Raw genomic sequence first — 15,535 nt, forward strand, 5'->3', positions numbered from 1 at the left:
CGGGTGCTCCTCTCGGGTTCTGCCGCCGACAGCAATGATGAAGGTTCAACTATTCCCGGGGTCGGCCCGGCCCCGGCCCGGCCCCGGCCCGGGAGTCGTCGGCTCAGGGGTTGCGGGCCGGCGAGGGCGCCGGCCAGCGCGGCGCGGGGTGGGGGCCCGGCAGCGGCCCGGTGTCGTCCGGCCGCTCCTCGTCGCCGAGCGCCCGGCCGACCGCCGCGTCCAGGTCCAGGACGGCGCCGAGCTCGAAGGCCGCCAGGAACTCCTGCTCGGTCAGCCCGGCCCGGGCCCGGGCCTCGCACTCCCGGTGCGCGCCGTTGAACGTCCGCGAGCCGAAGAACGGCTTGCCGACGCCCTGCCAGATCCGGTGCGCGGCGCCCTGCAGCACCCGGGCCTCGACCAGGTCGCAGTCCTCGCCGGGTGCCTCCGGCTCGGTCTCCAGCAGGGCGAGCACCTCCATCCCCAGCACGATTCCCAGCAGGTCCCGGAAGAGGTAGTTCAGCCGGACGCACTCGCGCGCGTAGGCCCGGGCGAGCCGGACGTCCCCGGTCAGCCACTGCGAGTAGGCCATCGCGTAGAGCCCGTAGGCGTACGCCCACTGCTCGCCGTGCTCCTCGCAGAGCTCGCGGACCCGGCCGATCCAGAGTTCGCCGTTCTCCGTGTCGCCCTGGAAGAGGTGGGCGATGCCCAGCTCGAACATGGCCATCAGGACGTTGCTGTTGAGTTCGCCGAGCGTGTTGTAGTGCCACAGCGCCTCCTCGAACAGCTCGGCCGCGCGCCGGGGTTCGTCGCCGATGAGGGCGGCGCAGCCCTGCCGGTGGACGGCGTAGGCGAGCGCGCGGTCGTCGCCGGTCGCCAGCGCCTGGCGGCGGCACTCCTCCAGGGCGGGCCCGGCCCGGTTGAGGTCGCCCTGCAGGGTGGCCATGTAGCCGGTGACCCAGAGCGCCTTGGCGCGGGCCTCGGTGGGCTCCGGGGCGAGCGCGAGGGCGCGGTCCAGCCAGTGCCGGCCCTCGCCCAGGTGGCCGCTGCCCACCCAGTAGAACCACAGGGTGCCGGCCAGCAGCAGGGCGGTCTGCTCCTCGCCGGGCTCGGCCAGGCAGAACTCCAGCGCCGCACGGAGGTTGGGGTGGGCCAGCTGGGTGCGCTCGGCGGTCTGCGCCTGCCGGGGGCCGAACCACTCGACCTCGCCCCAGGTGGCCACGCCCAGGTACCAGTCGCGGTGGCGGCGCAGCAGTCGCTGCTCGTCCCCGGTGGCCCGCAGCCACTGGCCGCCGTACTCGCGCAGGGTGTCGAGCATCCGGTAGCGCACGGCGCCGGCGTCGTCCTCCGACCGGTCCGCCTGCTGGGCGCCCGCCTGTCCGGCCGGTCGGTCGGCGGGGGCGCCGACGCGCAGCAGCACGGACTTGTTGATCAGATCGCCGACGAGGTCGAGCATCTCGTCCGCCTCGATGCCGTCCCCGGCGCAGACGTACTCGGCGGCCTCCAGCTCGAAGCTGCCCGCGAAGACCGAGAGCCGGGCCCAGAGTAAACGTTCCTGCACCGTGCAGAGTTCATGACTCCAGCCGATGGTCGTGCGCAGGGTCTGGTGGCGCGGCAGCGCGCTGCGGGAGCCTCCGGTGAGCAGCTTGAACCGGTCGTCCAGCCGCGCGGTGATCTGCTCGACCGACAGCACGCGCAGCCGTCCGGCGGCCAGCTCCACCGCCAGCGGGATGCCGTCCAGCCGGCGGCAGAGGTGGGTGATCTCCGCCTCGTTGGCCGGAGTGAGGGCGAAACCCGGCAGCATCGCCCGGGCGCGGTCGGTGAACAGGGCCACCGCGTCCGCGCGTGCGGCCGGCGCGGACTCCACCGGCAGCGGGGCGACGGGCAGCAGGTGCTCGCCCGCCGACTGCAGGGACTCCCGGCTGGTCGCCAGCACCCGCAGCCCCGGCAGTGCCCGCAGCAGGGTGTCGGCCAGCTCGGCGCAGGCGGCCACCAGGTGCTCGCAGCCGTCCAGCACCAGCAGCAGCCGGCGCCCGGCCAGCTGCTCGACCAGCACGTCCAGCGGCGGGCGGGCCGTCGAGTCGGTGAGCCGCAGGGCCTCCAGCACGGCGTGGCCGAGCAGCAGGGCGTCCTGGACCTCGGCCACCTCGACCAGCCAGACGCCGTCCGGGAAGCCCCGGGCGGCCTGCGCCGCGGCGCGCACCGCCAGCCGGCTCTTGCCCACCCCGCCGGGGCCGGTCACCGTCACCAGCCGGGCCTGGGCGAGCAGTGCCGCCAGGGCGGCCAGCTCCTCCCGGCGGCCGACGAAGCTGGTGACCTCGGCCGGGAGACGGCCCGCCGCCGCACCCCGCCGCCCTGCTGCCGACTCGCTGGACAACCCGCCGCTCCTCGGATCCGTTCGGTTCGCGCGCCCACCGGCAGGGGAGCCCGCGCGGGCCGCCGCCTACCGGCCCGACAGCCCAACGAGGTGACCGGCCGGTAGGTTACGCGCCGCGGACGGGCCGCCGGCGACGCGCGCCGGCCGGTAACCCGGTCCGGAAACCGGCCACGATCGCGATAGGGTTCCCCCCTGAGGGGAAGCAGCAAGGCGAGGGAGCGCGCAAGGTGTCCGTGGGAGAGCTGGCCGGCCTGCTCGTCGCCGTGTTCTGGGCGGTCCTGGTCACCCTGCTCGCGGTCGTCCTGGTCCGGCTCTCACGGGTGCTCAGGGAGGCCGCCGCGCTGGTGTCCGCCGTCACCGAGCAGGCCGTTCCGCTCCTGGTCGACGCCGGCAGCGCCGTCCGCAGCGCCAACGAGCAGTTGGAGCGCGTGGACGAGATCACCGCCAACGTGCAGGACGCCGCCGCCAACGCCAACGCGCTCTCCTCCACCGTCGCCGCCACGCTGGGCGGCCCGCTCGTCAAGGTGGCGGCCTTCAGCTACGGCGTCCGCAAGGCCGTCGCCAAGCAGAACGGCACGCCGCCGCTGCCGCAGCAGCCGGGCGAGCGCGAGGCGCTGGCCCGGCTGGTCCGGGCCGAGGTGCGCGCCGCGACCGCGCCGCGCGGCGGCCTGCTCTCCAGGGTCCGGCGCGCGGTGAGGGGCTGACGGCATGGTTCGGCGCATCTTCTGGATGGCGGTCGGCGCCGGCGCCACCGTCTGGGCCATGAACAAGGCCAACGAGGCCGTCCACCGGCTCACCCCCGACAGCCTCTCCGGCACCGCCGCGCGCGGCGCGCTGCACCTGGGCGACGCGGCCAGGCGGTTCGCCGGCGACGTCCGCGCGGGCATGGCCGAGCGCGAGGAGCAGCTGCGCGCCGACCTCGGCCTGGACGGCACCGCCGTGGTCGAGCCGCGCCGGCCGCGGGCGCTGCGCGGCGAGCCCGAGTACCGAGCTATCTCGGCGGCGCCCGGTAGCCCGGCCGCCGCCCTGCCTCCGTCCAGCAGTGCCCGCACCACCCCCAGAGCCATCGAACCGACGCCCCGGCGGCCGCAATCGCCGCGGGGCGGTACCCCGAACCGGAAGGACCAATAATGGAGTCGGCAGAGATCCGCCGCCGCTGGCTGCGCTTCTTCGAGGAGCGCGGACACACCGTCGTTCCGTCGGCGTCCCTGGTCGCCGACGACCCCACCCTGCTGCTGGTCAACGCCGGCATGGTGCCCTTCAAGCCGTACTTCCTCGGCGAGGTGAAGCCGCAGTTCTCGCGCGCGACCAGCGTGCAGAAGTGCGTGCGCACCCTGGACATCGAAGAGGTCGGCAAGACCACCCGCCACGGCTCGTTCTTCCAGATGTGCGGCAACTTCTCCTTCGGCGACTACTTCAAGGAAGGCGCCATCAAGTTCGCCTGGGAGCTGCTCACCGGCTCCGTCGCGGACGGCGGCTACGGCCTGGAGAAGGAGAAGCTCTGGATCACCGTCTACCAGGACGACGACGAGGCCGAGCAGATCTGGCGCGACGTCATCGGCGTGCCGTCCGAGCGCATCCAGCGCCTCGGCATGAAGGACAACTTCTGGTCGATGGGCGTCCCCGGCCCGTGCGGCCCGTGCTCGGAGATCAACTACGACCGCGGCCCCGCCTACGGCGAGGAGGGCGGCCCGGCCGTCAACGGCGAGCGCTACCTGGAGATCTGGAACCTGGTCTTCATGCAGTACGAGCGCGGCCACGGCGACGGCAAGGACGGCTTCGAGATCCTCGGCGACCTGCCGAGCAAGAACATCGACACCGGCCTCGGCCTTGAGCGCCTCGCGGCCATCCTGCAGGACGTCGACAACCTCTTCGAGATCGACACCAGCCGGATGATCCTGGACCGGGCCGCCGAGCTGACCGGCCACACCTACGGCGCCGACCACAAGTCGGACGTCTCGCTGCGCGTGGTCACCGACCACTTCCGCACCGCGGTGATGCTGGTCGGCGACGGTGTGACCCCCGGCAACGAGGGCCGCGGCTACGTGCTGCGCCGCATCCTGCGCCGCGCCATCCGGAACATGCGCCTGCTCGGCGCCACCGAGCCGGTGGCCAAGGAGCTCACGGACATCACCATCAAGGCGATGGCCCCGCAGTACGCGGAGCTGGAGAGCGACCGCAAGCGCATCGAGACGGTCGTCACCTCCGAGGAGACGGCCTTCCTGCAGACCCTGCGCAGCGGCACCAACCTGCTGGACGCCGCGGTCACCGAGACCAAGCAGTCCGGCGGCGCGGTGCTCTCCGGCGACCAGGCGTTCAAGCTGCACGACACCTACGGGTTCCCGATCGACCTGACCCTGGAGATGGCCGAGGAGCAGGGCCTCCAGGTCGACGAGGCCGGCTTCCGCCGCCTGATGCAGGAGCAGCGGGACCGCGCCAAGGCCGACGCCAAGGCCAAGAAGATGGGCCACGCCGACGTCGCCGCGTACCGCGCGGTGGCCGACCAGGCCGGCGCGTCCGTGTTCACCGGCTACACCGCCACCGAGGGCGAGGCCACCGTGGTGGGCCTGCTGGTGGACGGCGTGCCGGCGCCGGCCGCGAGCGAGGGCGACGAGGTCGAGATCATCCTCGACCGCACCCCGTTCTACGCCGAGGGCGGCGGCCAGCTCGCCGACCACGGCCGGATCCGGCTGGACTCCGGCGCGGTCGTCGAGATCCGCGACGTGCAGCAGCCGGTACCGGGCGTGACCGTGCACTCGGGCGGCGTGCTGTTCGGCGAGGTCGTGCTCGGCGCCTCCGCGTACGCCAGCATCGACGTGGACCGCCGCCGGGCCGTCTCGCGCGCCCACTCGGCCACCCACCTCACCCACCAGGCGCTGCGCGACGCGCTCGGCCCGACCGCCGCCCAGGCCGGTTCGGAGAACGCGCCGGGCCGCTTCCGCTTCGACTTCGGTTCGCCCGCCGCCGTTCCCGGCTCGGTGCTGACCGACGTGGAGCAGAAGATCAACGAGGTGCTGGTCCGCGAGCTGGACGTCACCGCCGAGGTCATGACGATGGACCAGGCCCGCAAGGCCGGCGCCATCGCGATGTTCGGCGAGAAGTACGGCGACGCCGTCCGGGTCGTCACCATCGGCGACTTCTCCAAGGAGCTGTGCGGCGGCACGCACGTCGGCAACACCGCCCAGCTGGGCCTGGTGAAGCTGCTCGGCGAGTCCTCGATCGGCTCCGGCGTGCGCCGGGTCGAGGCGCTGGTCGGCGTGGACGCGTACAAGTTCCTGGCCCGTGAGCACACGGTCGTCGCCCAGCTCACCGAGCTGGTCAAGGGCCGTCCGGAGGAGCTGCCGGAGAAGATCTCCGGGATGCTCGCCAAGCTCAAGGACGCCGAGAAGGAGATCGAGCGGTTCCGCGCCGAGAAGGTGCTGGCCGCCGCCGCGGGTCTGGCCGAGGCGGCCGAGGACGTCCGGGGCGTGGCCCTGGTCGCCGCCCGGGTCGCCGACGGCGTGGGCGCGGACGAGCTGCGCAAGCTGGTGCTGGACGTCCGCAACCGGCTGGGTTCGCGCCCGGCCGTGGTCGCGGCCTTCACCGTGGTCAACGATCGCCCGCTGACGGTGATCGCCACCAACGAGGAGGCCCGCACGCGCGGCGTCAAGGCCGGCGAGCTGGTCCGCACCGCGGCCAAGACCCTCGGTGGCGGCGGCGGTGGCAAGGACGACGTCGCCCAGGGTGGCGGCACCAACCCGGCCGCCGTGGACGAGGCCGTCGCCGCGGTCCGGTCCCTGGTCGCGGAGCGCGCCTCCTGATGTCCGACCGGTACCGGGACGTTTCGCACGAGGGCGAGCCGCAGCCGGCCGAGCGCCCGGCCTGGCGCCGGGGCCGGCGGATCGCCGTCGACGTCGGCGACGCCCGGATCGGGGTCGCGTCCTGCGACCCCGACGGGATGATCGCAACGCCCGTGGAGACCGTCCCGGCCGGCGGGCGCTCGCAGGCCCGGATCGTCGCCATCGCCGAGGAGTACGAGGCGATCGAGGTGATCGTCGGCCTGCCGCGCTCGCTCAGCGGCAAGGAGGGCCCGGCCGCCGCCAAGGTCCGGCTGTACGCCGGGCAGCTGGCGGGGCGGCTCGCGCCGGTGCCGGTGCGGCTGGTGGACGAGCGGATGTCCACCGTCACGGCGACGCACGGGCTGCGCGCCTCGGGCGTGAAGGCGAAGAAGGGCCGTTCGGTGGTCGACCAGGCCGCCGCCGTGGTGATCCTGCAGAGCGCGCTGGAGGCCGAACGGGTGAGCGGCAGGCCGCCCGGCGAGAGCGTCGGACCGGTCATCTGATCGGGCTGGACTAGCGTCCCTGACGAGGGGCCCGTGCGGACGCGTCCGCACGGGCCCCTCGTTCCTTTCCCAGCACGTGCGGGCGCCTTCGAGCCCGTCCGGGACAGCCGAGGGGGCAGCGCCATGACCGACCAGGACTTCACGCCCGGGCTCACCCCGGGCCATCTCGGAGCTCCCCCGAGCGAGCCGGAGGGGCGCCCGCCCGGCCAGGGCCCGCTGCACGAGCCGCCGGACCCGGAGCGCCTGCGCACCCGTCTGGCCTGCGCCCTGACCGCGCTGGCGCTGGTCGCGGTGTTCGGCGGGGTGGGCCTGACCGGCTACTCCTGGTGGCAGGGCCAGCACGGGCACCCCATGGAGGACTACGCGGGCAACGGCACGGATGTGGTGGAGATCTCGGTGCCGCAGGGCGCCGGCCTGATCCAGATCGCCGGGGTGCTGGTCCGCAAGGGGGTGGTGGCCAGCTCGCAGGCCTTCACCAGGGCCGCGGCGGGGACGGGGGCCGCGGCGGGGCGGATCCAGGCCGGCACCTACACCCTGCACCTGAAGATGTCGGCGGCCTCCGCGCTGGCCGTCCTGATCGACCCGGCGAACGCCAACGGCCTGACCATCCCCGAGGGTTGGCGCGGTACCCAGGTGTTCGCGGCGATCGACGAGAAGCTCAAGCTGCCCAAGGGCAGCACCGAGCGCACCGCGCAGGAGCAGGCCGCCGAGCTCGGCCTGCCGGAGGTCACCAACGGCCGGCCCGAGGGCTACCTCTTCCCGGCGACCTACTCCGTCACCGGCGACACCACCGCGATCGAGCTGCTCAAGGAGATGGTCCAGCAGGCCGGCAAGGACTTCGCCAGCGAGGACGTCGAGACCGTCGCGACGAACCTGGGCCAGACCCCGTACGGCGTGCTGACGGTGGCCAGTCTCGTCCAGGGGGAGGCGGACAACTCCGAGGACATGGCGAAGGTGGCCCGGGTGATCTACAACCGGCTGGCGCGCAAGATGCCGCTGCAGCTCGACTCCACCATCAACTACGCGCTCGGCCGCAGCACCCTCGACACCACCGTCACCGACACCCAGCTGGACTCCCCGTACAACACCTACCTGCACCAGGGGCTGCCGCCGACGCCGATCTCCAATCCCGGGCGGCAGGCGATCCGGGCGGCCGCCGAACCGGCGGCGGGGGACTGGCTCTACTTCGTGACGGTCAAGCCCGGCGACACCCGTTTCACCGACAGCCTTGAGCAACACGGCCGCAACGTAGCCGAGTTCAACGCGCTGCGGGCTGCCCAGGGCAGCCCCTCGGCGGGCGCGGACAAGCACTGACGGGGCCCGGGCCGAGCCGATCGGCGTGCTGCGGTACGGTAACGTCTCCCTTCAGGCGCTGCGGTAGCACGCCGGTTCGAGTATTTGCCGGGACGCCGTCCCGGACGGCCGATCGGATCCGTCGGTCGTCTCCGTCGGCATAAGGGGATCGATGACTGATCTGGGTCGGGGCTACGGCTCCCAGGGCTCCGAGCCGTGGCGCCCTGGCGATCCGGTGTACGGCGGTCAGCAGCAGCCGGTCCCCGGCCAGGAGGACGGCGGCTGGCAGCAGCAGAGCCCGGCCCAGCAGCCCGACCCCTTCAACCAGGGCGGGCAGCAGTACGGCCAGCACGGCTACCCGCAGCAGGGCCAGCCGCAGTACGGCCAGGGCCAGCAGCAGTACGGGCAGCAGGGCCAGCCGTACGGCCAGGGCCAGCAGCAGTTCGGCCAGCAGGGGTACCAGCAGCAGCCGAACCCGATGCAGCCGAACCCGGTGCAGCAGGGCCAGCAGTACGTCCAGGGTCAGCAGCAGTACGGGCAGCAGGGGTACCAGCAGCAGCCCGACCCGATGCAGCCGAACCCGGTGCAGCAGGGCCAGCAGTACGGCCAGGGCCAGCAGCAGGGTCAGCAGCAGTACGGCCAGCAGGCCTACCCGCAGCAGGGCCGGCCGCAGGCACCGGGCCAGCTGCCGCCGCAGCAGGGCCAGCCGCAGCAGGGATTCCCCGGCCAGCAGCAGCCGCCGTTCGACCAGCAGCCGCGGCCCGTCCAGCAGGCCCGGCGCCCGCAGCAGGCGGAGCCCGTCGGTCCCGGCCCGGACGGCATCGACTGGGAGGCGGAGGCCGCGGCCCTGGAGGCCGGCGGCGCCGCCCCGGCCGAGGCCGAGCCGGACGCCGAGCAGTGGGACGCCGCGGAGGACGAGTACCAGGACGAGCCCGAGGAGGAGCAGGGCTCCTTCCTCGGAGCGGAGGACGACTCCCGCGAGGGCAAGCGCAAGCGCAAGGAGAGCGGCAAGAAGTCCGGCCGCCGCAACGGCGGCGCCTGCCTGCTGGTGGCGCTGGTGCTGCTCGGCGGCGTGGCCGGTGGCGGCTGGTGGGGCTACGGCTTCTACCAGAGCCACTTCGGGCCGCCGCCGGACTACAAGGGCGAGGGCACCGGCACGGTCAGCGTGGAGATCAAGCCCGGCTCCCTCGGCCAGATGGGCCTCGCGCTGAAGAACGCCGGCGTGGTGAAGAGCGTCGACGCCTTCACCGCCGCCACCGAGAAGGACCCGGTCAAGGCCAAGAGCATCCAGCCGGGCTTCTACACGCTGCACCGGGAGATGTCCGCCGAGGCGGCGATGAAGATCCTGGTGGACTCGGCCGGTGGCGACACGCTGATCCTGCAGGAGGGGCTCAGCTCCGCCGAGATCTACGCCAAGATCGACGACAAGCTGAAGCAGGCGAAGGGCACCACGGCCGGCGTCGCCAAGGCCCAGGTCGCCGACCTCGGCCTGCCCGCGTACGCCAACGGCAACCCCGAGGGCTTCCTCTGGCCGGCCCGCTACGCGGTCGGCGAGGGCATGAAGCCGGTGGACCTGCTCAAGCAGATGGTCGCCAAGTCCGCCGAGGAGTACCAGAGCATGAACCTGGACGCGGCGGCGCAGAAGATCGGCCTCAAGAACGCCTACGAGGTCGTCATCGAGGCGAGCATCCTCCAGAAGGAGGGCAACAACTCGGCGGACTTCGCCAAGATGGCCCGCACCATCCAGAACCGGCTGGCCGACCAGGCCCAGACCCAGCACCGGCTCGGGATGGACACCACGCTGCAGTACTCGCTCGGCCGCAAGAACCTGACCACCAAGGACATGGACGACGCGTCGAACAAGTACAACACCTACCTCAACGCGGGCCTGCCGCCGACGCCGATCTCCAACCCCGGCGAGGACGCCATCAAGGCGGTGCTCAACCCGGCGGAGGGCAAGTGGCTGTTCTTCATCGCCATGTCGCCGACCGAGACCAGGTTCGCGGACACCTACACCGAGCACCTGGTCAACGTGCAGAAGTACTGCACCGACGCCGGCCAGGGCTTCGACAAGGCCCGCGGCCACTGCACCACCAAGTAGCACCACCCGTCGGGACCAGCGGAGACAGCAGGACGAACGTGACGACCAAGCACAGGGCGGCCGTACTCGGCTCGCCGATCGCGCACTCGCTCTCACCCGACCTGCACCGGGCGGCCTTCGCGGCGCTCGGCCTGGAGCGGTGGAGCTACGAGCGCTTCGAGGTGGACGAGGCCGGGCTGCCCGGCTTCGTCGCCGGGCTGGACGAGCCGCAGTGGGCGGGTCTCTCGCTCACCATGCCGTTGAAGCGGGCGATCATCCCGCTGCTCGACGAGGTGAGCGACACCGCCCGCTCGGTGGACGCCGTCAACACGGTGGTGTTCCACCCCGACGGTCGTCGTACCGGTGACAACACGGACGTCCCCGGCCTGGTGAACGCCCTGCGCGAGCGCGGTGTCGAGAGCGTCCCGGCGGCCGCCGTGCTGGGGGCCGGCGCCACCGCCTCCTCGGCGCTGGCCGCACTGGCCCAGATCTGCACCGGCGAGGTGACGGTCTACGTCCGGAGCCCCGAGCGGGCCCGCGAGATGGCCGAACTCGGCGAGCGGCTCGGGCTGCGGTTGCGCACGGCCGAGTGGGAGCGCGGCGCCGAGGCCCTGGAGCGTCCGCTGACCGTCTCCACCACCCCGGCGGGCGCCACCGACGCGTTCGCCGCGGGGCTGCCGGCCGCGCCCGGCGCGCTGTTCGACGTGCTCTACCACCCGTGGCCGACCAGGCTGGTCGCGGCCTGCGCCGAGCGCGGCGCCACCGTGCTGGGCGGGCTGGACCTCCTGGTGCACCAGGCCGTGCTGCAGAGCGAGGCGTTCACCGGGATCACGCCGGGGCCGCTGGTCGCGATGCGGGCGGCGGGCGAGGCCGCCCTCGCCGGGCACTGAACCCGCCGCCGCGACCCGGCCGCGGCCGTCCGGGCGACGGCCGCCGCCCTGCTCGTGTGCCGAGCGGGTCGGTCGGCCGGCCGTCCCGGCTGGTGGCGAGCACTGTCCGCAACGCGGACCGTGCGTCCGGTGGCCGCCCGGGCATGAAAGGATTCGGGGGAGAGATGCGGGCCGGCACGACCTGGGCCCGCGGTAGGAACGCCCGGTCGGCCCGCGCGGTGCGCGCCGCGGCCGGTCCGCTGACGAAGGAGCTCCGTTGGGTACGTTGCGCTGGCTGACCGCGGGGGAGTCGCACGGCCCCGCACTCGTCGCGACGCTGGAGGGCCTGCCCGCCGGCGTACCGGTGACCACCGAGATCGTGGCCGACGCGCTGGCCCGCCGCCGGCTCGGCTACGGGCGCGGCGCCCGGATGAAGTTCGAGCAGGACGAGGTGACCTTCCTCGGCGGCGTCCGGCACGGCCTGACCATGGGCAGCCCGGTGGCGATCATGGTGGGCAACACCGAGTGGCCCAAGTGGGAGCAGGTCATGTCGGCCGACCCGGTCGACCCCGAGGTCCTGGCCGGCCTGGGCCGCAACGAGGCGCTCACCCGCCCCCGCCCCGGCCACGCCGACCTCGCGGGCATGCAGAAGTACTCCATCGACGAGGCCCGGCCGATCCTGGAGCGCGCCAGCGCCCGCGAGACGGCCGCCCGGGTGGCGCTGGGCGCGGTCGCCCGCTCGTACCTGAAGGAGACCTGCGGCATCGAGCTGGTCTCGCACGTGGTCGAGCTGGCCGCCGCCAAGGCCCCGGCCGGCGTGCTGCCGCTGCCCTCCGACGAGGCCCGCCTCGACGAGGACCCGGTGCGCTGCCTGGACGCCGACGCCTCCAAGCGGATGGTCGCCGAGATCGACCAGGCCCACAAGGACGGTGACACCCTCGGCGGCGTCGTCGAGGTGCTGGCCTACGGCCTGCCGCCGGGCCTGGGCTCGCACGTGCACTGGGACCGCCGCCTGGACGCCCGGCTCGCCGCCGCGCTGATGGGCATCCAGGCGATCAAGGGCGTCGAGGTCGGCGACGGCTTCGAGCTGGCCCGGATCCCCGGATCGCAGGCGCACGACGAGATCATCCCGACCCCCGAGGGCGTCAAGCGCGCCACCGGCCGCTCCGGCGGCACCGAGGGCGGGCTGTCCACCGGTGAGCTGCTGCGGGTGCGCGCCGCGATGAAGCCGATCGCGACCGTCCCGCGGGCGCTGCAGACCCTGGACGTGCGCACCGGCGAGCCCGCCAAGGCGCACCACCAGCGCTCCGACGTCTGTGCCGTGCCGGCGGCGGGCATCGTCGCCGAGGCGATGGTGGCGCTGGTGCTGGCGGACGCGGTGAGCGAGAAGTTCGGCGGCGACAACGTCTCCGAGACCCGCCGCAACGTGCAGGGCTACCTCGACAACCTGATCGTCCGATGACCGCACCGGTCCTCGTGCTGGTCGGCCCGCCCGGCAGTGGCAAGACCACCGTCGGGCGGGAGCTGGCCGCGCGCCTCGGCGTGGAGTTCCGCGACACCGACGCCGACGTCGAGGCGCTGGCGGGCAAGCCGATCGCGGAGATCTTCATCGACGAGGGCGAGCCGCACTTCCGTGAGCTGGAGGCCCGCGCCGTGCGCGAGGCCGCCGAGGGCCACCCCGGCGTGCTCGCACTGGGCGGCGGCGCGGTGCTGGCCGAGGCCACCCGCGCCGTCCTCGCCGACCTGCCCGTGGTGTTCCTGGAGGTGCCGCTCGGCGACGCCGTGAAGCGCGTCGGCCTGGACGCGCCGCGCCCGCTGCTCGCGGTCAACCCGCGGGCCCGCTGGCGCGAGCTGATGGAGGCCAGGCGCCCTCTCTACCTGGAGGTGGCGACCGCCGTGGTCACCACCGAGGGGCGCTCCCCGGAGCAGGTCGCCGACGCCGTACTCGAAGCACTGGAGCTGCAACCGAAATGAACGAGCAGGGGCCCATGACCGACACCGTGACCATCCACGTCGGTGGCAGCGCCGGCCACGACCCGTACGACGTGCTGATCGGCCGCCAGCTGCTCGGCGAGCTGGGCCGGCTGATCGGGACCCAGGCGCGTCGGGTCGCGATCATCCACCCGGAGGCCCTGGAGGCCACCGGCGAGGCGATCCGCGAGGACCTCGCGGCCGAGGGCTACGAGGCGATCGCCCTCCAGGTGCCCAACGCCGAGGAGGCCAAGAGCGCCGAGGTCGCCGCGTACTGCTGGTCGGTGCTCGGCCAGACCGGCTTCACCCGCAGCGACGTGATCGTCGGCCTCGGCGGCGGCGCCACCACCGACCTGGCCGGCTTCGTCGCCGCGACCTGGCTGCGCGGGGTGCGCTGGGTCTCCATGCCCACCACCCTGCTCGGCATGGTCGACGCGGCCGTCGGCGGCAAGACCGGCATCAACATCGCCGAGGGCAAGAACATGGTCGGCGCGTTCCACCCGCCGGCCGGTGTGCTCGCCGACCTGGACACCCTGGAGACGGTGCCCAGGCACGACTACGTCTCCGGTCTCGCCGAGGTCATCAAGGCCGGCTTCATCGCCGACCCGGTGATCCTCGACCTGGTCGAGGCCGACCCCGAGGGCGCCAAGAGCCCGGCCGGCCCGCACACCCTGGAGCTCATCCAGCGGGCCATCCAGGTCAAGGCCGACGTGGTCTCCGGCGACCTCAAGGAGGCCGGGCGCCGCGAGATCCTCAACTACGGGCACACCCTCGCGCACGCCATCGAGCGCAACGAGCGCTACAAGTGGCGGCACGGCGCGGCCGTCTCGGTCGGCATGGTCTTCGCCGCCGAACTCGGCCGGCTCGCCGGGCGCCTCGACGACGAGACCGCCGACCGGCACCGCACCGTGCTCGCCTCGGTCGGCCTGCCGCTCACCTACCGCGGTGACGCCTGGCCCAAGCTGCTGGACGCCATGAAGATCGACAAGAAGTCGCGCGGCGACCTGCTGCGCTTCATCGTCCTCGACGGCCTGGCCAGGACCTCCGTACTGGAGGGCCCCGACCCGTCGCTGCTGGTCGCCGCCTACGCGGAGGTCTCCGCGTGAGCCGCGTGCTGGTGCTCAACGGGCCCAACCTCGGCCGCCTCGGCAGCCGCGAGCCCGACGTCTACGGCGCCACCTCGTACGCCGGGCTGGTCGAGCGCTGCGCCGTGCTCGGCAAGGAGCTGGGCTTCGAGGTCGAGGTCAAGGAGACCAACTCCGAGCAGCAGATGATCGAGTGGCTGCACTGGGCCGCCGACGAGCGGACCCCGGTGGTGATCAACCCCGGGGCGTTCACCCACTACTCGTACGCGATCCGCGACGCCGCCGCCCAGCGGACGGCGCCGCTCATCGAGGTGCACATCTCCAACCCGTACGCGCGCGAGGAGTTCCGGCACACCTCGGTGATCGCCGCGGTGGCCTCCGGGACCATCGCGGGCTTCGGCCTCGGCTCGTACGAACTGGCCCTGCGCGCCCTCGCGGAGCAGCTCACCACACGCTGAAGCAAGATCAACGGCCCGGTGGCGGACTGTGCCCGCCGCCGGGCCGGCGTGTAGTGTCCCCGTCGAAGACGGTGTCGGGAGGTGACCGTGACGCAGTACCCAGGGGGAGGACAGCTGCCTCCACGGCCGGTGACCCCGCCGGCGACACCCACCGCACCGGCCCCGCAGACCGGGCCCGTACCGGCGGCCGGACCGCTCGGCGCACCGCAGCCCGCAGCCGGCCCGCAGTCCGTCGCTGCCGTCGGCCCCGGCCCGCAGCCCGCACCGGCGCCAGCTCCGCTCGTGCCCCCGGCCGCCGCACCCGCGCGCGGCGCCGGGCCGCTCTTCGCGGCGCCGACCGCGGCCGGCCCGCCCGGCGGCCACCCCGCACCCCGGCACCCCTACGGTGACCCGGCGCTGCGTGCACGGAGCGCCCCCGGCCCGGCCGGCCCACCGGCGCCGGCCGGCGCCACGGGGCACTTCCTGCTGCCGTCCGGGGCACCGGTCCAGCTGCCCGCGCATCCGCAGCCGCACGCTCCCACCGGCCCGATCGCCGTCCTGCTGATCGGCCCGGCCGGCGCCGGCAAGACCACCGTCGCGCGGCACTGGGCCGAACGCCGCCCCTCCCCGACCGCGCACATCAGCCTGGACGACGTCCGGGAGTGGGTGCAGTCCGGCTTCGCCAACCCGCAGTCCGGCTGGAACAACGCCTCCGAGGCCCAGTACCGGCTGGCCCGCCGCACCTGCGGCTTCGCCTGCCGCAACTACCTCGCCAACGGCATCTCCTGCATCATCGACGACGCGGTGTTCCCGGACCGCCCGGCGATCGGTCTCGGCGGCTGGAAGCGCCACATCGGCCCCGGCATGATCCCGGTGGTGCTGCTCCCCGGGCTGGACTCCGTCCTCGCCCGCAACGCCCGCCGCAGCGGCAATCGGCGCCTCAGCGACGAGGAGGTCGCCCGGATCCACGGCCGGATGGCCGGCTGGTACAACTCCGGGCTGCCGATCATCGACAACTCCCAACTGGACGTCGGCGCCACCGCCGCCGCCCTGGACCAGGTCATCCTGGCCCGCCTGCTCGGGCGCCCCGTACGCTGACCAGGGCCTTCCCGCCGCCGCCCGCCGA

The 15,535-nt window shown here is 73.7% G+C and carries 13 protein-coding genes; 12 read left to right on the plus strand and 1 reads right to left on the minus strand.

The window, feature by feature from the left end; translation table 11 throughout:
• Positions 1-103: 103 nt before the first annotated feature.
• The gene (locus ACFTWP_RS19135) at positions 104-2,353 is read right to left on the minus strand and encodes an ATP-binding protein (RefSeq protein ID WP_380265776.1); all 2,250 of its coding nucleotides are present in this window, start codon (positions 2,351-2,353) and stop codon (positions 104-106) included.
• A gap of 227 nt (positions 2,354-2,580) precedes the next feature.
• Between ACFTWP_RS19135 and ACFTWP_RS19140 the strand changes: the two genes are divergently transcribed.
• The 12 genes from ACFTWP_RS19140 to ACFTWP_RS19195 all read left to right on the plus strand — a co-directional run bounded on the left by ACFTWP_RS19140 (position 2,581) and on the right by ACFTWP_RS19195 (position 15,507).
• Positions 2,581-3,057 carry a DUF948 domain-containing protein gene (locus ACFTWP_RS19140; RefSeq protein ID WP_380265777.1) on the plus strand — a complete coding sequence of 159 codons (477 nt, stop codon included), beginning with the start codon at positions 2,581-2,583 and terminating at the stop codon, positions 3,055-3,057.
• A gap of 4 nt (positions 3,058-3,061) precedes the next feature.
• Entirely contained in the window at positions 3,062-3,484 is a 423-nt protein-coding gene (locus ACFTWP_RS19145) for a DUF6167 family protein (protein ID WP_380265778.1), read from the plus strand.
• Positions 3,484-6,153: an alanine--tRNA ligase gene (gene alaS, locus ACFTWP_RS19150; protein WP_380265779.1), complete on the plus strand. Its 2,670-nt coding sequence runs from the start codon at positions 3,484-3,486 to the stop codon at positions 6,151-6,153. The genes ACFTWP_RS19145 and alaS overlap by 1 nt, the downstream gene beginning before the upstream one ends.
• Positions 6,153-6,674: a Holliday junction resolvase RuvX gene (gene ruvX, locus ACFTWP_RS19155; RefSeq protein ID WP_380265780.1), complete on the plus strand. Its 522-nt coding sequence runs from the start codon at positions 6,153-6,155 to the stop codon at positions 6,672-6,674. The genes alaS and ruvX overlap by 1 nt, the downstream gene beginning before the upstream one ends.
• 123 nt (positions 6,675-6,797) lie before the next feature.
• Positions 6,798-7,988: an endolytic transglycosylase MltG gene (mltG, locus tag ACFTWP_RS19160; RefSeq protein WP_380265781.1), complete on the plus strand. Its 1,191-nt coding sequence runs from the start codon at positions 6,798-6,800 to the stop codon at positions 7,986-7,988.
• A 151-nt stretch (positions 7,989-8,139) separates the two neighbouring features.
• Positions 8,140-10,068: an endolytic transglycosylase MltG gene (gene mltG, locus ACFTWP_RS19165; protein ID WP_380265782.1), complete on the plus strand. Its 1,929-nt coding sequence runs from the start codon at positions 8,140-8,142 to the stop codon at positions 10,066-10,068.
• A 38-nt stretch (positions 10,069-10,106) separates the two neighbouring features.
• A complete protein-coding gene (locus ACFTWP_RS19170) occupies positions 10,107-10,937 on the plus strand; it encodes a shikimate dehydrogenase (RefSeq protein WP_380265783.1) in 831 nt (276 codons plus the stop codon).
• A gap of 256 nt (positions 10,938-11,193) precedes the next feature.
• Positions 11,194-12,378, plus strand: a complete 1,185-nt coding sequence (gene aroC / locus ACFTWP_RS19175; protein WP_380265784.1) for a chorismate synthase — start codon at positions 11,194-11,196, stop codon at positions 12,376-12,378.
• A complete protein-coding gene (locus tag ACFTWP_RS19180) occupies positions 12,375-12,890 on the plus strand; it encodes a shikimate kinase (RefSeq protein ID WP_380265785.1) in 516 nt (171 codons plus the stop codon). Before aroC ends, ACFTWP_RS19180 begins: the two co-directional genes overlap by 4 nt.
• A 14-nt stretch (positions 12,891-12,904) precedes the next feature.
• Positions 12,905-13,993: a 3-dehydroquinate synthase gene (aroB, locus tag ACFTWP_RS19185; protein WP_380265786.1), complete on the plus strand. Its 1,089-nt coding sequence runs from the start codon at positions 12,905-12,907 to the stop codon at positions 13,991-13,993.
• On the plus strand, positions 13,990-14,430 hold the full coding sequence (gene aroQ, locus ACFTWP_RS19190; protein WP_380265787.1) for a type II 3-dehydroquinate dehydratase: 441 nt from the start codon (positions 13,990-13,992) through the stop codon (positions 14,428-14,430). Before aroB ends, aroQ begins: the two co-directional genes overlap by 4 nt.
• A gap of 87 nt (positions 14,431-14,517) precedes the next feature.
• Positions 14,518-15,507, plus strand: coding sequence for an AAA family ATPase (locus ACFTWP_RS19195; RefSeq protein ID WP_380265788.1), 990 nt, complete (start codon positions 14,518-14,520; stop codon positions 15,505-15,507).
• The last annotated feature ends 28 nt before the right edge of the window (positions 15,508-15,535 follow it).

Source organism: Kitasatospora sp. NPDC057015 (assembly GCF_042673745.1).
Classification (GTDB): domain Bacteria; phylum Actinomycetota; class Actinomycetes; order Streptomycetales; family Streptomycetaceae; genus Kitasatospora.